Source organism: Rhodococcus sp. MTM3W5.2 (assembly GCF_001984015.1).
GTDB lineage: Bacteria > Actinomycetota > Actinomycetes > Mycobacteriales > Mycobacteriaceae > Rhodococcus_G > Rhodococcus_G oryzae.
The window spans coordinates 1,096,140-1,121,180 of the sequence record NZ_CP019572.1 but is presented as its reverse complement, the minus strand read 5'-3'; the positions used below and the strand labels follow the sequence as shown (position 1 = coordinate 1,121,180).

Here is a 25,041-nt window from a genome sequence, read left to right as displayed (position 1 = left end):
CTCACCGGTCGATCTCCAATCTCTTGGTCTGTCTGAGGTCGTCGTCGAGGTGGTCGCCGAGCACCGGCCCGATCGCCTCCATCGCCGACGGGGATGTCATCTGCCAGTGCGTCGCCTCGACCGGGTGTTCGTCGATCTCGCCCGTCACGAACGGGCGCCAGGTGTCGGCAGCGCCCGCCGGATCCGCCGCGGCCGTGAACACCAACACATCACCGTCGAACACTCCGGGGCGATGGCGACCCATCAACGCGTCGTTGCGCTCGGCCGCGGCGAACAGCCGGCGCGCATGTTCGCCGGTCAGTCCCGGTAGCGATCCGCCGTCGATGAGGCCCTGCACCGCAGCGAGGTCGAACAGATCGGGGTCGAGGTCACCGAGATCGTCGGACGCGATCCCGAGCCCGGCGAGCAGGTCGTCCGGACGGACCGGTTCGCCCGGGTCACCCACCGGAACCGCGTAGCTGTCGAGCAGCACCAGCGAGCCGACCCGCTCCCCCGCCGTCTGCAGCTCGACGGCCATCGCCTGGGCGATCACGCCGCCGAGCGACCAGCCGACGAGATGGTAGGGGCCCTGCGGCTGGATCCGCTGGACCTCCTGGAGGTAGCGGGCGGCGAGTTCGTCGATCGACTCAGGCTCCGCCTCCTCCCTCAGCAGACCCGGCACCTGGAGTCCGTACAGCGGGCGCTCGGCGCCGATGTGTGCGGCGAATCCCGTATAGCACCAGGACAACCCGACGATCGGGTGGACGAAGAACACCGGCTCGGCCGTCCCCGTCTCCCGGATCGGGAACACGATGTCGAGACCCGAGTCGCCCGCCTGCCCATCCGATGCGTCGATCCGCGCCGCTATCGAGGCCGGGGTCGGATCGACCAGAAGCCACTGCAGCGACACCGGCGCCGCCAGCGCCGACCGCAGGTGCGTGAGCACCCGCATCGCCGACAGCGAGTTGCCGCCGAGATCGAAGAAATCGTCATCCGCGCCCACCCGGTCCGCGCCGAGCACCGCGGCGAACGCCTCGGCGACCGCCCACTCGGTCGGGCTGCCCGGCTCCCGGTAGCGCACCACACGGGACGCGAATTCCGGTGTCGGCAGCGCCTTCTCGTCCAGCTTTCCGGTCGGCGTCAGCGGGACCGCCTCGATCTCGACGATCGCCGCAGGCACCATGTACCGCGGCAGGAACTCCGACACGAACGCGGTGACCCGGTCGGGACTGAGCGCCGCACCGCCACGCGCGACGAGGTAGGACACGAGCGCCGCGTCCCCGTTCGGCATCCGGCGGCCAAGGGTCACCGCGAACTCGACGTCCGGATGGTCCTGCATCGCCGCATCGATCTCGCCGAGCTCGATGCGATGGCCACGGATCTTGACCTGATGGTCGCTGCGCCCGCTGTACTCGAGCTCGCCGACGAACGGCATCTCTCCTGCTGCTCCGCTGCCGCCGGTCCAGCGCACCACGTCACCGGTGCGGTACATCCGATCACCGGGCGCACCATAGGGATTCGCGACGAACCGCTCGGCGGTCAGCGCGTGCCTGCCATGATAGCCGCGGGCCAGCGCGGGACCGGCCACGTAGAGCTCGCCGGACACCCCCACCGGCACCGGACGCAGCCGCGCGTCCAGCACCATCACCTCGAAGCCACGCACCGGGACACCGATCGTGACCGCACGCCCCACCTCGAGATCACCCACGGTGGAGATGTCGGTCGCCTCGGTTGGCCCGTACCCGTTGAGCATGGTCCGGCCCGGCTGCCATCGCGCCACCAGCTCCGCGTTGCACGCCTCGCCACCGACGCCGAGCACCAGGAGGTCCGCCAGCCCGGCGGGGTCCATCGACGACAACATCGCCGGCGTGATCAGCGCGTGGCTGACCCCCCGCTCGCGCATGAGGTTCGACAGGTCCTCGCCTCCGAGAATCGAGGGCGGCGTGATGACCAGGGTCGCGGACGCCGACAGCGCCGAGATCATCTCGCCCACCGCCATGTCGAAACTCGGCGAGGTGTTGTGCAGGAACCGCGAATCCGCCGTCACCCGATAGTGCTCGCGCCGCTCCGCCGCCAGGTTCGCCAGGCCTGCGTGCGTCACCACCACACCCTTCGGCTTCCCCGTCGAACCGGACGTGTAGATCATGTACGCCGGATTCGCGAGCGAAGCCTCACGGAAGTCAACCGGCGCCACCGAGTCCGCGTCCAGGTCCAGCTCGTCCAACGTCAGCCACGACACCGACCCCGGCAGCCCCTCACGCTCGACCGACCGCGTGATACCCAGCACCGCACCGGAATCCGACACCATGTGCGCGATCCGCTCGGTCGGGTACGTCGGATCCACCGGCACGAACGCCGCACCGGTCTTCGCCACCGCCCACACCGCCAGCACCGACTCCGCCGACCTCGTCAGGGCCAGCGCCACGAAGTCCTCGGGACCGACCCCCCGCCCAACCAGCACCCGCGCCAACCGATCCGACCACTCGTCGGCCTCCCGGTAGGTCCAGGATCGCTCGCACCAGAGCAGAGCCGTGCCATCGGGATTCGCGGTGACCGCGTCCGCGATGAGATCGGCCAGACGACGGGGCCGCGCGGCGGGCAGGCCGCGCACCGGCGCGAGCGCGCCGGTCTCGGCGAAGTCGAGCACATCGAGATCGCCGACCGGGGTCAGCGGCCGGTCGAGCGCCGCGGTGAGCACCCGGACGAACCGCTCCGCCATGGCGACCACCGTGGCGCGGTCGAACAGGTCCGTGGCATAGGTGAGACCACCGGTCATGGTCTCCCCCTCCGCGCCCTCTACGAGGGTGAGCGCGAGGTCGAACTGGGCGGCGTGCGCCTCGAACGGCAACGCGGACACGGTCAGTCCCGGTAGCTCGAAGGTGGACTCACCGCGGTGCTCGACCGCGAACGCGACCTGGAACAGCGGCGAGTGCGCCTGCGTCCGCACCGGGGCGAGCACATCGACGAGCCGCTCGAACGGGACGTCGGTGTTCCCGAGCGCCGCGAGGTCGCCCTCCCGGATCCGGCCCAGCATCGTCGCGAAGCTCTCGGCGGGGTCGACCCGGGCGCGCAGCACCACGGTGCCGACGAACATGCCGACCAACTCGTCCAGCGCAGCCTCGCCGCGGCCCCCGACCGGGGTGCCGACGGCGATGTCCTCGCCGCCGGACAGCCGGGACAGCAGCACCGCGAACGCGGCGTGCAGCACCATGAACGAGGTCGCACTGTGCGCGCGAGCGAGCTTCGTCACCGCAGCGACGGTGTCGGGGTCCAGTTCGAACCGCACGGAGTCGCCACGGTGCGAGGCGATCGCCGGCCGCGGGTGATCGGTCGGCAGCTCCAACAGATCCGGCAGCCCGGCCAGTGCCTGCTTCCAGTACCCGATCTGCCGCGCTGCCACCGAGTCCGGATCCGATTCCTCGCCGAGCGCCGCGCGCTGCCAGATCGCGAAGTCCGCGTACTGCACCGGCAGCGGCGCCCACGACGGAGCCTGCCCCGCCACACGGGCGACGTACGCCGCCATCACGTCCCTGGCCAGCGGCCCCATCGAGATGCCGTCCCCCGCGATGTGGTGAACCACGATCACGAGTGCGTGTTCGTCATCGCGCACGCGCAGCAGACGCCCCCGTAGCGGCACGGCGACGCTCACGTCGAATCCCTCGGCCATGGTCCGCAGGACCACCCCGCGCAGCGCATCTGAGTCGACGCCGACGGGGTGAGATCGAGTTCGACGGCATCGACAGGCAGAACCACCTGGACCGGACCGTCCCCGTCGTCGGGGTAGACCGTGCGCAGCGTCTCGTGCCGCTCGAGCACGTCCCGCACCGCCGCACCCAACGCGTCGACGTCCAGTGCGCCGTCGAGCCGGATCGCCAGCGGGATGTTGTAGGCCACCGAATCGGGCGCCAGCTGGTTGAGCACCCACATCCGGGTCTGAGCCAGCGACAACGGGATCCGGTCCGGGCGTGCGGCCGGCGTCAACGCCGGGCGGTCGATCCGGCGGGCCGACTCGAGCGCATCGGCAAGGCCGGCCACGGTGGGCGCGTCGAACAGCGTCCGCACCGCCAGTGCCACGCCTGCGTCGGAACCGATCCGGGCGACGATCCGCGTCGCGGACAGCGAGTTGCCGCCGAGCTCGAAGAAGTCGTCGTCGGCGCCAACCCGGTCCATCCCGAGCACCTCGGCGAACACCCCGGCCACCATCCGCTCCGCCGCGGTACCCGGCTCGCGGTACTCCGCGGTGTGAGACGCGAACTCCGGTGTCGGCAGCGCCTTCTCGTCCAGCTTCCCGGTCGGCGTCAACGGGAGCGCGTCGATCACCACGACCGCCGACGGCACCATGTACCGCGGCAGCGACTCGGCGAGCCGGGCGGTCACCTCCGTCGGCACCACCACCTGACCCGGCTGCGGAACCAGGTAGGAGACCAGTGCGGTATCCCCCGCAGGCGTCACCCGCCCGAGGGTGATGGCGAAGTCGATACCGTCCTGCACGACCAGCACCGCGTCGATCTCGCCGAGCTCGATCCGATGACCCCGGATCTTCACCTGGTGATCGCTGCGTCCGCAGTATTCGAGTTCCAGCGGGTCACCCGAGGGATGAGTCGCTCCGCCGCCGGTCCAGCGCACCACGTCACCGGTGCGGTACATCCGATCACCGGGCGCACCATAGGGATTCGCGACGAACCGCTCGGCGGTCAGCGCGTGCCTGCCGTGATAGCCGCGGGCCAGCGCGGGACCGGCCACATAGAGCTCACCGGACACCCCGACCGGTACCGGGAGAAGCCGGGCGTCCAGCACGAGGGCCTCGAAGCCACGGACCGGCCGCCCGATCGTCACCGGCCTGCCTGCGATCAGGTCCGCGACGGTCGAGATGTCCGTCGCCTCCGTCGGGCCGTACCCGTTGAGCATGGTCCTGCCCGGCTGCCACCGGGCGACCAGCTCGGCACCGACGGCCTCACCGCCGACGCCGAGCACGGCGAGGTCCTCGAGACCGTGCGGATCCATCGACGCCAGCATCGCCGGCGTGATCAGCGCATGGGTGACCCGCCGGTCCCGCATCAGCTCGGCGACCTCGTCGACCGGGGTGGCCGGCGGGGTGATGACGAGGGTCGCGGACGCCGACAGCGCCGAGATCATCTCGCCCACCGCCATGTCGAAACTCGGCGAGGTGTTGTGCAGGAACCGCGAATCCGCCGTCACCCGATAGTGCTCGCGCCGCTCCGCCGCCAGGTTCGCCAGGCCTGCGTGCGTCACCACCACACCCTTCGGCTTCCCCGTCGAACCGGACGTGTAGATCATGTACGCCGGATTCGCGAGCGAAGCCCCGACGAGGGTGGCTGCTTCGAATCGTGCGGGCGCCCCCGTGTCGGTCTCGTCGAGTCGCAGCCAGTCGAGGCCGGCAGGCAGGCCGGCGCCGTCCGCCGCGGTGGTGATGCCAAGCACCGCGCCAGAATCGGCGAGCATGTGTGCGATCCGCTCGGCCGGGTACGTCGGATCCACCGGCACGAACGCCGCACCGGTCTTCGCCACCGCCCACACCGCCAGCACCGACTCCGCCGACCTCGTCAGGGCCAGCGCCACGAAGTCCTCGGGACCGACCCCCCGCCCAACCAGCACCCGCGCCAACCGATCCGACCACTCGTCGGCCTCCCGGTAGGTCCAGGATCGCTCGCACCAGAGCAGAGCCGTGCCATCGGGATTCGCGGTGACCGCGTCCGCGATGAGATCGGCCAGACGACGGGGCCGCGCGGCGGGCAGGCCGCGTACCGGGATCAGCTCGGCGAGCTCGGCGGGATCGAGCAGTTCCAGTTCGCCCACGACGGTGCGTGGCTCGGCCACCGCCGCCGACAGCACGCGGACGAACCGGGCGGCCAGGTCGGCCGCCGTCGACGTATCGAACAGATCGGTCGCGAAGCGCAGCGATCCGGACAGGCCGCCGTCTCGGTCCTCGACCTCGGTCAGGGTGAGGGCCAGGTCGAAGTGTGCGACCTCGGCCCGGAACGGGTACGCACCGACGGTGAGGTCCGGCAGCTCGAAGGCGGTGTCCTCGCGGTGCTCGTAGGCCAGGGCCACCTGGAACAGCGGCGAGTGCGACTGAGCGCGGGCAGGCGCGAGCACCTCGACGAGACGCTCGAACGGGATGTCGGCGTTGCCGAGCGCCGCGAGGTCGCCCTCGCGGATCCGGTCCAGCAGGTCGGCGAACCGCTCCGACCGGTCGACCCGGGCGCGCAGCACCACGGTGCCGACGAACATGCCGACCAGCTCGTCCAGCGCGGCCTCGCCGCGGCCCCCGACCGGGGTACCGACGGCGATGTCCTCGCCGCCGGACAACCGCGACAGCAGCACCGCGAACGCGGCGTGCAACACCATGAAGACCGATGCGCCGTGCGTGCGAGCGACTTCCCTTGCGGCCGCGACCACCTCGGCATCGATCGCGAACTCCACCGAATCGCCCCGATACGATGCGACCGCGGGCCGCGGCCGGTCGGTCGGCAACTCCAGCAGATCCGGCAGCCCGGCCAGCGTCTGCTTCCAGAACCCGATCTGCGAGGCCGCCACCGAACCGGGGTCCGACTCCTCGCCGAGCAGCACACGCTGCCAGATCGCGAAGTCCGCGTACTGCACCGGCAGCGGCGCCCGCGACGGCGCCTGCCCGGCCGCACGGGCGATGTACGCCGCCATCACGTCCCTGGCCAGCGGGCCCATCGACACCCCGTCGCCGCTGATGTGGTGCACGGCGAGGACGAGCACGTGCTGCGGGGCGGAGTGCTCCGAGCCCTCCATCGAGAACGGCCGCAGCAACGCGCCCCGGATCGGGACCTCGGCCGCCACGTCGAAGCCGCGGCCGAGGATCTCCCGCACGCGTTCGGGCAGGTCCTGCTCGGCGATCTCCACCGGGGTCAGGTCGAGCTCGACGCGGTCGGCGGGCAGCACCACCTGGACGGGGCCGTCCCCGTCGTCGGGGTAGACCGTGCGCAGCGACTCGTGCCGCTCGAGCACGTCGCGAACCGCGGCGGTCAGGGCCTCGACATCGAGGTCGCCCGCGAGCTGGATCGCGAGCGGGATGGTGTACGCCGGGGACTCGGGGTCGAACCGGTTGAGGAACCACATCCGGGTCTGGGCCAGCGACAACGGGATCCGGTCGGGGCGCGGGAGCGCCACCAGTTCGGGGCGGTCGGTGCGTCGCGCCGCGTCGACGGCCGAGGCGAGCGCGGCGACCGTCGGGGCCTCGAACACGGTACGCAGCGCCAGGGTGGCGCCCGTCACCGCATTGACCCGCCCGATCACCCGGGTCGCGGACAGCGAGTTGCCGCCGAGGTCGAAGAAGCTGTCGTCCACGCCGACCGCGTCGGCACCGAGGACGTCCCCGAACACAGCGGCGACCAGGATCTCGGACTCGGTGGTCGGCGCCCGGAACTCCGCGGCCTCGAACACCGGCCGCGGCAGCGCCTTTCGGTCGAGCTTGCCCGCCGTGCCCAGCGGGAACTCGTCCAGCACCAGGATGGTGGCGGGCACCATGTACCCGGGCAGCCGCCCGGCGAGCGCCGCTCTCAGCGCGGACGGATCGGCCTGCGCGCCCGCCCCGACGACGTACCCGATCAACCGGTCGTCGATGGCCGACACCGCGGCCTGTGCGACCCCTGGCTGCGCGGCGAGCGCCGACTCGATCTCACCGAGCTCGATCCGCAGCCCGCGGATCTTCACCTGGAAATCGGTGCGGCCCAAGTAGACCAGCGTGCCGGTAACATCCCCCGTCGCTTCGCTCGCCCCGGCAACATCCCACTTGACCAGGTCGCCGGTGCGGTACATCCGGTCACCGGCGCCCGAGAACGGGTTGGCCACGAAGCGGTCCGCGGTGAGGTCGGGCCGACCGAAATAGCCACGCGCCAGCTGGACTCCCGACAGATACAGCTCTCCGGCGACTCCGATGGGCACCGGCCGCAGGCGTGCGTCGAGGACGTAGGCGCGGGTGTTCCACACCGGCACGCCGATCGGCACGTTCGCAGGGGCCGGACCGTCCACCTCGTGGAACGTGGTGGTGATCGCGGCCTCGGTGGGGCCGTAGGTGTTGTGCAGTGCGCCGGGCAGGTGCGGGCGCAGCGCCTCGGCGAGTTCGGCGGACAGCTCCTCGCCGCCTGCGAACAGGTGCCGCAGCGAACCGAGCGCGTGGCCGAGCCCCTCGGCGAGCAGCGCGGTCAGGACCGACGGCACGAACTCGGCAACCGTGATGCGGTGTTCGAGCATCACCGCGGCGAGATAGTCCAGCTCGCGGTGTCCACCCGGCCGGGTGACCACCAACCGGGCCCCGACAGTGAGCGGCAGGAAGCACTCCCACACGGACACGTCGAAGGTGATCGGCGCGCGCTGCATGATCCTGTCCTGCGCACCGATCTCGTATTCATCTGCCAGCCACCGCAACTGGTTCACGATCGCGGCGTGCCCGACCGCGACGCCCTTGGGCCGACCGGTCGACCCGGACGTGTAGATCACGTACGCGGTGTTGGCCGCGCGCAGCGGCCGCAGCCGTTCGGCGTCCGCGATCGGCGAATCGGCGAACACCTCCAGGTCGACGTCGTCGATCGCGACCACACGCGGGTCGCCGGGCAGCGTCGCGGCCCGGGCAGCGGTACTCACCACGAGTTCCGGTGCCGAGGAGTCGAGCACGTAGGCGATGCGATCGGCCGGGTGTTCGGGATCGATCGGCACGTAGGCGCCGCCGGCCTTGACGATGGCGTGCATCGCCACCAGCATCTCGAACGACCGGTCCAGGACGAGTGCCACCCGGGACTCGGGGCCGACGCCTCGACCGATCAGCAGGCGCGCCAGGCGGTTGACCCGGCCGTCGAACTGCCGGTAGGTCAGCGCATCCCCGTCGAACACGACCGCGACCTCATCAGGACGGGCAGCGACCTGCGCGTCGAGCAGGTCCGCGAGGGTGCCGTCCACCATCGGCCGGGACGTCTGGTTCCATGCCTCGAGCATCGCGAGCCGCTCGGCGGGCCCGGCGACCTCCAGATCGCCCACCGCGGTGTGCGGCTCGGCGACGGCGCAGGCGAGGATCCGGGTGAGTCCGTCCGCCAGCCGGCGCGCGGTCGACCCGTCGAACAGGTCGCTGGCGTACGTCAGCTGCACGTCGATGCCCGCGGCTTCGCCGTCCTCGTCGTGCCGGTCGATGCACACGAAGTCGAGGTCGAACTGGGTGGTGGTCATCGGAATGTCGAACGCTTCGATCCGCAGCTCACCGAGCTCGAGGTTCCGCTGCGCCAGGTTCTGGAACGCCAGGCTCACCTGGAACAGGGGCGAATACGACTGCGAACGAACGGGATCGACGGCCTCCACGATCCGCTCGAACGGCACGTCGGCATTGCCGAAGGCCCGCAGGTCCGTCTCCCTGACCCGGCCGAGGAGATCGGCGAAGCTGTCCTGCCCGCGCATTCGGGTGCGCAGCACCAGGGTGCCGACGAACATGCCCACGAGGTCGTCGAGCGCCTGCTCGCCACGGCCCGCGACGGGGGTGCCGATCGCGATGTCATCGCCAGCGCCGAACCGCGACAGCAGCACCGCAAGCGCGGTCTGCACGACCATGAACGGGCTGGCGCCGTGGACCGCGGCCAGTGCCTCGACCGCGGCGTGCAGCCGCGTATCGATGGTGAACGACTCACTGCCGCCGCGGTTCGACGCCACCGCCGGACGCGGCCGGTCCAACGGCAGTTCGAGCACCGCGGGCAGGCCGTCGAGCTCGGTACGCCAGTACGCGAGCTGGCCGGACGCCGCACTCGACGGGTCGGTCTCGGACCCCAGCACCGCCCGCTGCCAGATGGTGTAGTCGGCGTACTGCACCGGCAGCGGCGCCCAGGACGGGGCCGGGCCGTCGACCCGGGCGGCGTAGGCGAGCATCACGTCGCGGGTCAACGGGCCCAGCGAGAACCCGTCCGCGGCAATGTGGTGCACCACCATGGCCAGGACGAAGTCGGCGTCGCCGAGTCGCAGCAGGCGCGCGCGCAGTGGCACCTCGACGGTCACGTCGAAGGGTGTCAGGACCAGCTCGGTCACGGCGCCGTGCAGCCGTGCCTCGTCGATGTCGACGGGTCCGAGGTCCGGCACGTTCGCCTGCGGATCGAGCACCCGCTGGTGCGCCGCTCCGTCGGCCTCCGGGTACACCGTGCGCAGTACCTCGTGGCGGGCCACCACGTCGCCGACTGCGGCCTGCAGTGCGTCGGTGTCCAGCTCGCCGGACAGTCGCAGCACCACGGGGAGGTGGTACGCGGCGGAGTCCGGGTCGAACCGGTTGAGGAACCACATGCGGGACTGGGCCGGGGACAACGGAATCCGGTCCGGCCGCGGCTGCGGGCGCAGTGCGGGACGGCCACCCGACCCGGCGTGCGAACCGATCCGAACAGACAGCGCCTCGACCGTGGCGGAATCGAAGAGTTCCCGGACCGGGACGCGGGTATCGAGGGCCTGCCCCAGCCTTGCTGCGACCTGCGTCGCGATCAGCGAGTTGCCGCCGAGTGCAAAGAAGTCGTCGTCGATGCCGACCCGCTCGATCCCGAGGACCTCGGCGAAGACACCCGCGACGATCAGCTCGGTCGGGGTGGACGGAGCGCGGAACCGACGGGCCTCGAACACCGGTGCGGGCAACGCCTTCCGGTCCAGCTTGCCTGAGGTGTTCAGCGGGAACTCCTCGAGCAGCACGATCGCCTCGGGCAACATGTAGCTCGGCAGCGAGGCGGAGGCGTGAACCTTCAGATCCGCGGCATCGAGCACTTCGCCCGGTGCGGGGACCACGTACGCGACGAGGCGATCACCGGTCGCCGTCGGAACCACCAGGACCGCGACACCGAGCACACCCTCGCGCGATTGCAACGCCGTCTCGATCTCACCCAACTCGATCCGCTGACCGCGGAACTTCACCTGGAAATCGGTGCGCCCGATGTACTCGAGACCACCGTCACCATGCCACCGCACCAGGTCACCGGTGCGGTACATCCGCTCGCCGTCCGTGGAGAACGGATCCGCCACGAACCGGTCACTCGTCAGATCCACCCGACCGTGATATCCGCGGCCCAGCTGCACACCGGCCAGATACAGCTCACCCGACACACCAGCGGGCACCGGATGCAACCGCGAATCCAGCACGTAGACCCGCGAATTCCACTCCGGCACACCGATCGACACCGAACCACCAGCAGGGGTCTCCGTGACGTCGGCGTAGGTGATCGACACCGCCGCCTCCGTCGGCCCGTACAGGTTGTGCACCCGCGCACCCGAGACACGGGCGAAGTCGTGCACCGTCGCAGCCGGCAACGCCTCACCGATCACGAACACGTGCCGAAGGCTCCGCAGAGCATCAGCCTCCACCGCCCCGGCGAACACCGCGAGCATCGAGGGCACGAAGTCCGTGACCGTCACCGAGTGCTCGCGAATGATCTCGGCGAGGTAGCCCGGATCCCGATGACCGTCGGCAGTCGCGAGGAGCAGCGTCGCGCCCAGGCGCAGCGGCAGGAAGTACCCCCACAGCGAGACGTCGAATGTGGTGGCCGTCTTCTGCAGGTACACATCCGAGGAATCCAGCGTGTACTCGGCCTGCATCCAGGCGATCTGGTTGACGATCGCCCGGTGCGAGACCGCGACGCCCTTCGGCCTGCCCGTGGAACCGGACGTGAAGATCACGTACGCGACGGCGTCCGGGCGCAGGGCGGAAAGCCGGTCGGCATCGGTCACCGCCTCCGCCGAATACCCCACGAGATCGAGGGTGTCGATCCGGAAGACAGACCTCTCCCCCACGACCTCGACAGCGTCTCGCTCGGTGGACAGCACGCACACCGGATCGGCCGCCTCCAGGATGTACCCGATCCGCTCGGCCGGGTGATCGGGGTCGACCGGCACGTACCCGCCACCGGCAGCGACCACCGCGTACATGCCCACCACCAGATCAAGTGAACGGCGCATCCCCAACGCCACCAACGACTCCGGGCCGACGCCCTCGCCGATCAGGAACCTCGTCAGGCGGTTCACCCGGCCGGCGAACTCCCGGTAGGTCAGGGACTCGCCCTCGAAGACCACGGCCACTGCGTCCGGCGTCGCCGCTGCCGCGGCCTCGAACCCGTCGAGCAACAACCCGTCCGCGACGCCGTGTTCGGTCAGATTCCGAGCCTCGACCAGCTCACGCCACTCGAGGTCGGCGAGCACGTCCACGTCCCCGACCACGACCGTCGGATCCGCCGACACCTCCTCCAGCACCCGGACGAACCGCTCCGCGAACCCGGCGACGGTCGACTCGTCGAACAGGTCCGTCGCGTACGTCAGCGATGCGGCGATCCCGCCCTCGGGCTGCTCTGTCATCGTCAGGTGCAGATCGAACTTCGCCGCCTGCAGATCGGCTTCGACCTGGGTGACCTCGAGCCCGGGCAGGGTGAAGCTGGTCGGCGTGAGGTTCTGGAAGGACAGCGCCACCTGGAACAGCGGATGCCTTGCGGTCGACCGGTTCGGATCGAGGACCTCCACCAGCCGCTCGAAGGGCAGGTTCGCGTGCGAGAACGCCCCCAGGTCGGACTCGCGCGTGCGGCTGAGCAACTCCTCGAAGCGCTCGGCAACGTCGATGCGGGTCCGCAGCACCAAGGTGTTGACGAACATGCCGACGACGTCGTCCAGTGACTGCTCGCCCCGACCCGCGATGGGCGAACCGATCGCGATGTCGGCACTGTTCGAGAGCCGTCCGAGCAGCAGCGCGAAGGCGGCGTGCGTCGCCATGAACAGGCTCGCGCCGCGCGCGGTCGCCAGCTCCTGCAGCCGCCGGTGGGTGTCGGTGGCGATCGAGAAGTGGAACTCGCTGCCGCGGTAGGACTGTCGCGACGGCCGCGAGCGGTCGGCGGGCAGCGCGAGCAGGTCGGGCAGGTCGTCGAGCTCGGCCCGCCAGTAGGCGATGTGCCGGGCGATCTCCGAGCCGGGATCGCTCTCGTCGCCGAGCAGTTCTCGTTGCCAGAGGCTGTAGTCGGCGTACTGGACCGCGAGCGGCGGCCACTGCGGTGCGGCACCACCCGACCTGGCCGCGTACGCGACCATCACGTCCCTGACCAGCGGTGCGAGCGAGAATCCGTCTGCCGCGATGTGGTGCACGACAACCGTCAGGACGTGCTCGTCCGGTCCGACGACGAACAGCGCGGCCCGCAGCGGCGCCTCCACCGCAACATCGAATCCCTCGGACGCGAGTTCCAGGATCCGATGCAGCACCCGCTGTTCCGTCTCCGGAACGGGCGTGAGGTCGAGGTCGATCGACGCCGCGGGCAGGATCTCCTGGTGCGGTCCCGACCCGGAATCGGGGTACCGGGTGCGCAGCGACTCGTGCCGCTCGAGGACGTCGCGCACCGCCGCCCCCAGCGCGGCGGCATCGAGGACGCCGGACAGGCGAACCGCCAACGGCAGGTTGTCCGCCGCCGACGCGGTGTCGAATCGGTTGAGGAACCACATCCGGTTCTGCGCCGGGGACAACGGGATCCGCTCGGGACGCGGGCGGGCCCGCAGCACCGGTGCGGCCGCACCGGGATCCGCGGTCGCCGCATCGAGTGCGGCGGCCAGTCCGGCGACGGTGGGAGCATCGAACAGCGCGCGCACGCCGAGCGAAGCGGCGCCGTGCTCGCGCAGCCGCGCGATCACGCGGGTCGCCGACAGCGAGTTCCCGCCGAGGTCGAAGAAGCTGTCGTCGGCGCCCACCCGCTCGGCTCCGAGCACCTCCGCGATCACCCTGGCCACCACGAGTTCCGACTCGGTGGACGGCGCGCGGTAGTCGGCCCGGGACTCGAAGGTGGGGGCGGGCAGCGACTTCCGGTCCACCTTGCCCGCCGGGGTCAGCGGCAGGCGCTCGATGGCCACCACCGCGGCCGGGACCAGTGCGCGCGGCAGCACCACCGACGCCGCAGCGAGGATCTCGGCCGCGTCGGGCACGCCGCCGTCGCCCGCGACGACATAGCCGACGAGCTGCTCGCCCAGTGTCGGGTGCCGGTGCACGGTTGCCGCCGCGACCCGCACGCCGGGATGCCGGGAGAGTGCGGCCTCGACCTCGCCCAGTTCGATCCGCAGGCCGCGCAGCTTCACCTGCGCGTCGGCCCTGCCGACGTAGTGCAGCTCGCCCGCCGTCAGGCGCACCAGGTCCCCGGTGCGGTAGAGGCGCTCGCCCGCGACCACCGGGTGCGCGACGAAGCGTTCGGCCGTCAGAGCTGGGCGGCCGTGATAGCCGCGGGCCAGCCCGGGGCCCGACAGGTACAGCTCACCCGTGACACCGGCAGGCACCGGCCGCAGCCGCGGGTCCAGCACCAGAGCCTGGGCGCCGTCGAGCGGTGTGCCGATGGAGATCTGGTCGCCGGGGACAGGGCGGCGCCCATCGTCACCACGATGGTGGTCTCCGTGGGGCCGTAACTGTTGACGAACCGGCGCCCGGGGCCGAACCGCTCGACGAGCTGCGGCGGGCACACCTCGCCACCGACCACGACGGTCCGCAGGTCTGGGAGCACCGAGGGGTCGACGGTGGTCATCGCGGCAGGCGCGGTGAGCACGTGGCTCACGCGCTGTGCGCGCATCAGCTCGGTGAGCTCGTCGCCGCCGGTCACCTCCGGCGGGACGACCACCATGGTCGCGCCTGCGCTGAACGCCTGGATCATCTCGAACAGGGAGGCGTCGAAGCTGGCCGAGGACAGCCGCAGCACCCGCGAGGACGCGGAGGTGCCCAGCTCCGGCCGGGCATCCGCGGTGAAGGCGGCAAGGCCGGTGTGGGTCACGGTGACGCCCTTCGGCATTCCCGTGGACCCGGACGTGTAGATCAGGTACGCGGGATGCTCGGCGCGCAGCGGCCGGATCCGGTCGGCGTCGGCGATCGGTGCGTCCGACTCCCCCTGCGCGTCGGTGACGGGAACCCAGTGCACCGAACCGGGCAGACCGGGCGCGGTGTCCGTATCGGTCAGCCCGGTGACCGTGGCGCGGTCGGTCAAGCCCAAGTCGGCACCGGAATCGGTGAGCATGTGCTCGATCCGCTCGGCCGGGTAGGTGGGGTCGACGGGCACGAAAGCGGCGCCGGTCTTCGCGACAGCCCACATCGCGACGACGGCGTCGGCGGTGCGCGGCAGGGCGATCGCAACCACGGTCTCGGGGCCCGCGCCGCGGGCGATCAGCGCCCGCCCCAGCCTGTTCGAGCGGCCGTCCAGCTCGGCGTAGGACATCTCGCCCGCCACGGAGACCAGTGCGGTCCCGCCCCGGCCGACACCCGCGGTCACGATCTCGGGCAGGGTCCGTGCGGCCACGGCCCGCGGACCCGACAGCGCCGCAACGTCTGCCGCGCCGCTGTCACCGAGCAGGTCGATGTCGCCGACCACGGCGGACGGGTCAGCGACGACGGCGCGCAGGATGCGTCCGAGCATCGAGGCGAAGGTGTCCACGGTGGCGCGGTCGAACAGGTCGGTGGCGTAGGTCCACACGATCGCGGTCGGCAGCTCGGCTCCCGCCTCCGAACGCAGCGTGAGCTGGAGGTCGAACTTCGCCGGAACGATCCCGAGATCCTCTGCCGCGATGGTCAATCCCGGCAGGGCAAGCTCGGTGAGACCGTCCTGCTCCTGCGACAGCGCCACCTGGAAGATCGGGGCGTATGCCTGGGACCGGACCGGTTGCAGCAGGTCGATCAGCCGCTCGAAGGGCAGATCGGCGTTCTCGTAGGCGGCCAGGTCGCCCTCGCGCACCCGCTCGAGCAGATCCTCGAAGCCGCGGCCGTGGTCGACACGGGCGCGCAGGGCGAGGGTGCCGACGAACATCCCGACCAGGTCGTCGAGCGCCCGCTCCCCGCGGCCCGCGATCGGGGTGCCGACCACCACGTCGTCGGTGGCGCCGAGGCGCGCCAGCAGCACGGCCAACGCCGCGTGGACCACCATGAAGAGAGTGGCCCCGCGCTCGCGACCGAGGGCCGCGAGGGCCGCCGTGAGCTCGACGTCCAGTGGCAACGCGGTGGTGTCGCCGCGCAGGGACGCCACCACCGGCCGCGAACGGTCCGTCGGCAGCTCGAGCAGTTCGGGCGCACCGGCGAGCCGGTCACGCCAGTAGCGCGCCTGTTCGCCTGCGCGCGAGGCGGGGTCGGCCTCCTCGCCGAGCAGCCGGTGCTGCCACAGGCCGTAGTCGGGGTACTGCACCGGCAGCGGAGCCCACTGCGGCTTCGATCCGGCGGCCCGCGCCGTGTAGGCGGCGACCAGGTCGCGGGCCAGCGGTGCCAGCGACGCACCGTCCGCCGCGATGTGGTGCACCACGACGGCCAGCACGTGCTCGGTGTCGGACAGTCGGAACAGGCTGCCACGCAGCGGGATCGACGTGGTGACGTCGAATCCGCCGGACAGCTCCGCCAGCACGGCCGCGCGGAGTCCGGCCTCGTCGCCGACGAAGGAGGGTGTGAGGACCAGCGGCGTCTCATCCGCGGCGAGAACCAGCTGGACTGGTCCGTCGGCGTCCTCGGGGAACACGGTGCGCAGCGCCTCGTGGCGCTCGAGGACGTCACGGACCGCCGCGCCAAGCGCGTCGGAATCGAGCTCACCGGTCAGCCGGAGCACCAGCGGGATGTTGTACGCGACGGACTCCGGGTCGTACCTGTTGAGGATCCACATCCGCGACTGCGCGGGCGAGAGCGGGATCCGCTCCGGGCGCGGTCCCGCCGCCAGCGCGGGTCGATCTGTGCGCTCGGCCGCCTCGAGCGCGGCCGCGAGCGCGTCGACGGTCGGTGCCTCGAAGAGCGTCCGGACGGCGAGCGCGGTGCCCGCGGTCTCGTTGAGCCGGCCGATCACCCGCGTCGCGGAGAGCGAGGTACCGCCGAGGGCGAAGAAGTCGTCCAGTGCGCCGACCCGGTCGGCGCCGAGGACCTCGGCGACGACGCCGGCAACGAGTCGCTCGGCGGCGGAACGGGGTTCGAGGTGCGGGGCGGCGTCGAACACGGGCTCCGGCAGGGCTCGGCGATCGACCTTGCCCGCCGGGGTGGTCGGGATCTCGTCGAGCACCGTCACGACGGCAGGCACCATGTACGCCGGAAGCAGCCGTCCGACGTGCGCGAGCAGCCCGCGGGTGTCGAGTTCGCGCGCCGCCGTCACGTAGGCGACGAGCACGGTCGTCCCGGACTCGGCGCGATGCGCGACGGTGACCGCGAACTCGACGTCGGTGTGGGAGGAGAGCGCGGCGTCGATCTCGCCGAGCTCGATCCGGAACCCGCGCACCTTCACCTGATGGTCGGAGCGCCCCAGGTATTCGAGCTCGCCCGAGCGGGCGAGGCGGGCCAGGTCTCCGGTGCGGTACAGCCTGGTGCCGGAGCCGTGGGGGTCGGCGACGAAGCGCTCGGCGGTCAGCCCGGCGCGGCCGCGGTAGCCGCGGGCGAGGGCGTCGCCCGCCAGGTACAGCTCACCGATCGCCCCGCCAGGCACCGGGTGCAGGCGGGTGTCGAGGATCAGGGCGGTGGTGCCGCGGATCGGTCCGCCGATACGCACCGGATCGCCCGAGCTCATCGGCCCGGACAGCGTCGCCATCACCGTCGACTCGGTGGGCCCGTAGGCGTTGAACATCCGCCGACCCGGCGCCCAGCGCCGGACCAGCGCCGGGTCGCAGGCCTCGCCGCCGACGATCACGGTGTGCACGTCAGGCAGTTCGGCGGGGTCGAGGGTGGCCAGCGCAGCCGGGGTCACGAACGCGTGCGTCACGCCGGTCTCCCGCATGACGGCTGCCAGCTCCCCACCGCCGTACACGCCGGACGGCACCACGGTCATCGCGGCGCCAGCACCGACGGCCATGAGCAGTTCGAGGATCGACGCGTCGAAACTCGGCGACGCGAAATGCAGGGTGCGGCTGGTGTTGTCGAGCCGGTAGCGCTGCACCTGTTCGGCGGCGAGCGCGGCGAGCCCCGCGTGGGTGACGACGACGCCCTTGGGCACGCCCGTCGACCCGGAGGTGTAGATGACGTAGGCGGGATGATGCGCCCGCAGCGGCGCCGTGCGGTCGGCGTCGGTGATCGGAGCGCCCGAGAGTGCGGGCGATCCGCCGTCCGCGTGGTCCTCGACCCGCAGCCAGTCCACCGTCACCGGCAGCGCGTCGACCGTGCCCGCGTCGGTCAGCCCGAGGTTCGCGCCGGAGTCGGCGAGCATGTGCGCGATCCGATCGGCCGGGTAGGTCGGGTCGACCGGCACGAAGGCCGCCCCGGTCTTGGCTATGGCCCACACCGCGAGCACCGAGCGCTCTGACCGCGGGACGGCCATCGCGACAACGGTTTCCGGACCTACACCGCGACCGATCAATGCCCGGGCCAGGCGGTCCGACCTGGCGTCGAGCTCCCGGTAGGACAGCGCGCCGTCGGCGCCGACCAGGGCGGTACCGCCGCCCGCGGCCGCGACCGCGTCGCGCAGGATCTGGGGCAGCGTGCGGGTCGGGATCGCCGCGGCGGCGGTGGGCACCGCCCGCTCGGATTCGTTGCGCAGATCGATGTCGCCGACGACCGCGGACGGATCGGTGGCCACGGCCCGCAGGATCCGGCCGAGCCGGTCGGCGAGGCCCGCGACGGTGTCGGCGTCGAACAGATCGGTGGCGTACGTCCAGGTCACCCGGTCGCCCGCCACGGCCACGTGCAGGTCGAACTTGGCGATCGCGGCGTCCAGAGGCAGTGCGGTGGCGGTGATCCCCGGCAGCTCCAGGCTCGTCTCGGCGACGTCGTCGGTGGAGAGCACCACCTGGAACAGCGGATGGTGCGCGGTGCTGCGGGTCGGGGCGAGCACCTCGACCAGCCGCTCGAACGGAAGGTCGGCGTGCGCGTACGCGTCGAGGTCGGTGTCCCGGCACGCGCCGAGGAGATCGGTGAAGGCGGCGCCCGCGTCGACGGGCGTGCGCAGCACCAGGGTCCCGACGAACATGCCGACCAGGTCGTCGAGGCCCTGCTCGCCGCGTCCCGCGACGGGGGTGCCGATCGCGATGTCGGCGGTGCCGGACAAGCGCGCGAGCAGCACTGCCAGTGCCGCGTGCCAGACCATGAACGGGGTGGCGCGGTGCGATCGAGCCAGTTCGGTGACGGCCGTGTGGATCTCGGGGTCGATGGTGACGTCCACGGTCGCGCCGCGATGCGAGGCGACGGTGGGGTGCGGGCGGTCGGTGGGTAGCTCCAGCCGCTCGGGCAGGCCGGCGAGCGCGCCGGTCCAGTACACGAGCTGACCCGCCGCGCGCGAGGACGGATCGCCCTCGGCGCCGAGCGCCTCGTGCTTCCACAGGGCGTAGTCGGCGTACTGCACCGGCAGCGGCGACCAGCCCGGGGGAAGGCCCTGCGCGCGGGCGACGTACGCGGCCATCACGTCCCGGGCCAGCGGCCGCATCGACCAGCCGTCGGCGGCGATGTGGTGGACGACCAGCACCAGCACGTGATCGCGCTCGGTCACCCGCAGCAGCTGCGCCCGCAGCGGCACCTCGGCTGTGACGTCGAACCCGGCCGCGACCAGTGCGGTCACCGCGGCGGTCAGCTCGTCGGGGTCGATCGGCCGCGGCGTCAGGTCCGGAATCGACTCGGCGGCGGGCCGGATCGCCTGCCGCGGACCGTGCCCGGTGTCGGGGTAGACGGTGCGCAGCACCTCGTGCCGGTCCACGACGTCCGCGACGGCGGCCGCGAGCGCGGCCGGGTCGAGGTCGCCGGACAGCCGCAGCGCCACCGCGATGTTGTAGGCACCCGAGGCCGCATCGAACCGGTTCAGCAGCCACATCCGGTGCTGGGCAGGCGAGAGCGGCAGCTGGTCCGGGCGTTCCCCGGCCACCAGTTCCGGCAGCGCGGTGTCCGGCCGGGCGGCCGTCGCGGCTGCAGCGAGCGCGCGAACCGTTGGTGCGTCGAACAGTTCCCGCACGCCGAGGCTGATGCCGAATTCGGCGTTGACCCGGGCCACCACCCTGGTCGCGGTGAGCGAGTTGCCGCCCAGTTCGACGTAGCCGTCGGTGGCGCCGACCCGCTCACGGTCCAGCACCTCGGCAAAGATCCGGGCCACGGCGCGCTCGGCGGGCGTGCGCGGTTCCTCGAAGGCCGCCGCGGCGAGCGCGGGCTCGGGCAGGGCGCGGCGGTCCAGCTTGCCGGTTGGCCCGAGCGGCATCGCGTCGAGCGGGACGAAGGACGAAGGCACCATGTAGGAGGGCAGCTCGGCCGCCGCGTGCGCGGCCACGGCGTCGAGGTCCGGCTGCTCGGTGCCCGAGGTGGTGACGTAGCCGACCAGCCTCGCCGTCTCACCGGTGCCGAGCACCACGACGGCGGCCGACCCGACGCCGGGGGCGGACTGCAGCACCGCCTCGATCTCACCGAGTTCGAGCCGCTGTCCGCGCAGCTTCACCTGGAAGTCGGTGCGGCCCAGGTATTCCAGCTCTCCCGCAGTGTTCCAGTGCACGAGGTCACCGGTGCGGTACATCCGCTCCCCCGGCGTGAACGGGTTCGCCACGAACCGGTCCGCGGTCAGGTCGGGCCGGCCGACATAGCCGCGGGCCAGCTGTACTCCGGCGAGGTAGAGCTCACCGGCGACCCCGATCGGCGCCGGGCGGAGCCGCGCGTCGAGCACGTACACCCGCGTGTTCCACACCGGTGCACCGATCGGGACCGGGCCGGGCGTCGCCGGGTCGGTCTCGTGGAAGGTCACGTCCACGGCGGCCTCGGTGGGGCCGTAGAGATTGTGCAGGTGAGCGTCGAGCCGCTCGTGGAAGCGCACCACCGCGGTACGGGGCAGCGCCTCGCCGCTCGCGAACACCTGTCGCAGCGATCCACAGGCCGCGGTGTCGCCGTGCTCGAGGAACACCTCCAGCATCGACGGGACGAAGTGCGCGGTGGTGACGCCCTCCTCGCGGATCAACGCCGACAGGTATCCCGGGTCCCGATGCCCGTCAGGCTCGGCGACGACGAGCCGGGCCCCGGTCACGAGCGGCCAGAACAGTTCCCACACCGAGACGTCGAAGGTGGCGGGGGTCTTCTGCACCACCACGTCACGCCCGTCTATGGGGTAACTGTCCTGCATCCAGCGCAGCCGGTTGACGATCGCGCGATGCGTGACGGCGACGCCCTTGGGCCTGCCGGTCGAACCGGAGGTGTAGAGGACGTATGCGCGGTGATCGGCGCGCAGCGGCGCCGTTCGCTCGCCGTCGACGATCGGGCTGGGGTCCAGTCCGGACAGATCCAGATCCGCAAGGGACACGACGGGCGCGGCGCCCTGGAGCGTCTCGCCCGCGGTGAGCACCAGCGCCGGTGCCGCGTTGTCCAGCACGTATGAGGTGCGCGACTCGGGGTGCTGCGGGTCGATCGGCAGGTAGGCGCCGCCCGCACGCACCACGGCGTGGATCGCGACGATCTGCTCGGACGAGCGGTGCATCGCCACGCCCACCACGGATTCCGGGCCGACACCGCGCGAGATCAGCCAGCGGGCAAGGCGGTTCACGTCCGCGTCGAATTCGGCGAAGGTGGCGGTGTGGCCGGCGAAGGTGAGCGCGGCGGCGTCGGGTCTGCGGGCCGCGGCGGCGTCGAGCAGCAACGGCAAGGTCGCGTCGTCGTGATCGCGGTCGGTGTCGTTCCAGGCCCGCACGGTGAGCTCGCGCTCGCCCGCGGTGAGCAGGGAGAGGTCGCGGACCGCGAGCCCGGCGTCCGAGGTCATCGCGGCGAGCACGCCGGCGAGCCGGCCGGACATCCGGTCGATCTCGTCGCCCGCGAATACGTCGGGCGCGTATTCGAGGGTCAGCCGCAGCGTGGGTTCGAGCACAGTCACGAGCGTCACCGGGTAGTGCGTGGCGTCCGCGACGTCGATGCCGCGCACCCGCATGCCTGCGATGTCGGTGGTCTCGTCGAATCCCGCCCGATCGATCGGGTAGGACTCGAACACGGTCAGCGTGTCGAAGTCCACTCCGATCCCGGTCGCGGCCTGGATCTCCGTTATTCCCAGGTGATGGTGCTCGAGCAGGCGCGCCTGCTCGGACTGCAGGCGATCGAGCAGGGTGGCAACCGTGTCGGTGTCCCTCAACCGCAGTCGGACCGGGATGGTGTTGATGAACAGGCCGAGCGTCTCCTCGACGCCGGGCAGCTCGGCCGGGCGTCCGGAGACGGTGGCGCCGAAGACGATATCCTCGCGGGACAGGTAGCGGGACAGCATGATTCCCCACGCGGCCTGAATCACGGTGTTGACGGTGACGCCGCAGCCGCGGGCCAGGGCCGCGACCTCGCCCGCGAGCTCGGCCGGGACCGGGACGTCCACCTCGAGCGGGGTCGACAGGGCCTCGGGCCGCCCCTGCGCGAGCCGGGTCGGTTCGGTTGCCCCTTCGAGGGCCCGTGACCACGCCGCTACCGCGCCCTCTCGGTCGCGCGCGGCGAGCCACTCGAGATGGCGCCGGTACGGGCGCGCCGGGATCGGCAGCGGCGCATCGGTGGCGTAGAGGACGAGCAGGTCCTTGACGAACAGCGGCATCGACCAGCCGTCGAACAGGATGTGATGGTTGGTGATCACCAGCGACGCGCGAGCGTCGGAGCGGACGAGCACGAATCGCAGCAGCGGGGCCGCCGCCATGTCGAAGGCCTCGAGCCGCTGCGCCTCCGCGACCGCGCGCACACGGTCACCGAAAACCTCAGCGGCACAGTCCTCCTGGTGCCACGGCACGACGACGGTCGCCCGCACCAACTGGGCGGGAGTGCCGTCTGCGTCGTAGACGAATCCGGCGCGCAGGGCGGCGTGACGCTCGAGCAGCCGCTGGGCGGCGCGACCAAACCGGGCCGCGTCCACCTCGCCGCCGAGGTCGAGCACGATCTGACCGGTGTACACGTCGACCGAGTCGGCCATCAACCCTGCGTGGAAGAGCAGACCGGACTGCAGCGGGGCGAGGGACCAGATGTCTTCCAGCGCACCGGAGCTGCGCTCCCATGCCTCGATCTGGGCCTGGTCCACCGCGACGAGCGGCACATCGTAGGGGGTGAGCCCGCCCGCCGATGCACTCCTCGCGTGCGCGGCGAGCCCCTCGAGCGCGGTACGCCACAGCGCCGCCAGCGCCGACACCTCCGACTCCGTGAGCACCCCGGAGGGGAAAGCGAAGGTGGCCGAGAGCTGCTCGCCCGCCGAGCCGTCGCTGACAACCGCATTGATGTCGAGCGCAACGGACACAGGCATCCCGGCGCCGCTGCCGTCGTTCAGGCCAGCGTCGTCGACCGGGATCCAGCCACGCTCGCGCAGCTCGGCAGGCAGTTCCGCGGTGCCGATCCTGCCGAGGTAGTTGAAGCCCACCTGCGGCGCAGGGAGCTGCGCCAGCTCCGCGCCCGTGTCCTCGCGCTGGTATCGCAGCAGCCCGAAGCCCGCGCCGCTGCCGGGCACCGTGCGCAGCTGCTCCTTGACCGCCTTGATCGCGCGGCCCGCGGCCGGTCCCCCGGTGAGCGCGTCGTCGACGTCGACCCCGTCCAGCCCGATCCGAACCGGGTAGCTGGTGGTGAACCAGCCGACCGTGCGCGAGAGGTCAGCGCCGGCGAGCAGATCCTCCTCACGACCGTGCCCCTCGAGGGCGAGCAGCAGCGACGTGCCGTCGCCATCGGCGCCGCGCCGCCAGGCCGCGACGGCGAGACCGAGCGCGGTGAGCAGGCCGTCGTTGACGCCGCCCCGGTAGATCGTCGGCAGGGTGGTGAGCAGGGTGGCCGTCACCTCGGGTGAGAGCTCCACCGGCACCCGGCGCACGGTGGCGCCCGTGTCCACGGTGGAGTCGAGGGGGCGCGAACCCAGCAGCGGGGTCGGAGCGTCGAGGATGCGGCGCCAGGCGCCGAGCTCCTCGAGCAGCTCGGGTCGCGCGCTCACCTCGGTGAGGCCGTGGGCCCAGCGGCGCGCCGAGGTCTCCACCGGCGCGAGCGCGGGCGCCTGGCCGGCCGAGACCTGTTCCCACGCAACGGCGAAGTCGGGAACAAGGATTCGCCAGGAGACCCCGTCGATCACCAGGTGATGCGCCACCACGAGAATCCGGCCCGGCACGGAGTCCGAGTCGACCCAGACCACCTGCAGCATCACCCCGGCACTCGCGTCGAGCCTGCCGACCGCGGCCTCGCACTGCGCGGCGACCTCGGCGTCGAACTCTTCGCTTCCCGGCCGCGCGGCGGTCCGCACCCTGGTGACGAGCCCCTCGGATACGACGGTGCCTGCGGGCGCCACCACGAGGTCGCCCCCGTCCAGGCGCGAACGAAGCAGATCGTGGTGGTCGAGGACGGCGGCAACGACGCGACGCAGGCGTTCCTCGTCGAGATCGGCGGGGGCGGTGAGGGCGACGGCCTGATAGAAGCGATCAATGTCTCCGCCCCGCTCGAGGACGCCTCTGGCGATGGGGGTCATCGGCAGCGGGCCGACTCCACCGCCGGGCAGTTCCTCCAACCGGACGCGCTGCTCGTCGTCGGCCCGGCGGGCCACCTCGGCGAGTGCGGCAACGGTCTTGCGCTCGAACACCTCGCGGGGCGTGATCAGCAGACCGGCGGCCTTGACCCGCGAGACCAGTTGGATCGCGATGATGCTGTCGCCACCCATGGCGAAGAACGACTCGTCAACACCGACCGCGTCGACGTGCAGGACCGCCGCGACGGCGTCCGCGATGACCTGTTCGGCGGCGGTCGAGGGCGCACGGAACGACACTGCGCCCGAACGGAAGTCCGGATCGGGCAGCGCGGCCCGGTCCACCTTGCCCGCGGGCGTGAGCGGCACCGTGTCCAACGCAAGGATCAGAGAGGGCACCATGTGCGCAGGCAGGAACTCCCCGGCGAAGGCGGCCAGCGCGGCGGCGTCGAATGAATGCCCCGGCCGCACCCGCACGTAGGACACGAGGACCGAACCGCCGGGATCCCGTTGATGGGCAACCGAGATGGCGAAGTCCACCGACTCGTGCGCGGACAGCACCGCATCGATCTCGCCGAGTTCGATGCGGAACCCCCGCACCTGAACCTGGAAGTCGCTGCGCCCCACGTATTCCAGCGCGAACCACCCATCGTCGCCGCGCTCCCAGCGCACCACGTCGCCGGTCCGGTACAGCCGGTCGCCCCGTCCCCGAACG

At 71.8% G+C, this 25,041-nt stretch carries 3 protein-coding genes; all 3 read right to left on the bottom strand.

Features of this window, described 5'->3' with window-relative positions; translation table 11 throughout:
• Position 1 precedes the first annotated feature (1 nt).
• Genes BTZ20_RS28905 through BTZ20_RS29685 form a run of 3 tightly spaced genes read right to left on the bottom strand, consistent with a single transcriptional unit; the run spans position 2 to position 24,998 of the window.
• Positions 2-3,661 carry a non-ribosomal peptide synthetase gene (locus BTZ20_RS28905; RefSeq protein WP_077040640.1) on the bottom strand — a complete coding sequence of 1,220 codons (3,660 nt, stop codon included), beginning with the start codon at positions 3,659-3,661 and terminating at the stop codon, positions 2-4.
• Positions 3,625-14,292: a non-ribosomal peptide synthetase gene (locus BTZ20_RS28900; protein WP_189636597.1), complete on the bottom strand. Its 10,668-nt coding sequence runs from the start codon at positions 14,290-14,292 to the stop codon at positions 3,625-3,627. Before BTZ20_RS28900 ends, BTZ20_RS28905 begins: the two co-directional genes overlap by 37 nt.
• On the bottom strand, positions 14,190-24,998 hold the full coding sequence (locus BTZ20_RS29685; protein WP_411269141.1) for an amino acid adenylation domain-containing protein: 10,809 nt from the start codon (positions 24,996-24,998) through the stop codon (positions 14,190-14,192). The genes BTZ20_RS28900 and BTZ20_RS29685 overlap by 103 nt, the downstream gene beginning before the upstream one ends.
• Between the last annotated feature and the right edge of the window lie 43 nt (positions 24,999-25,041).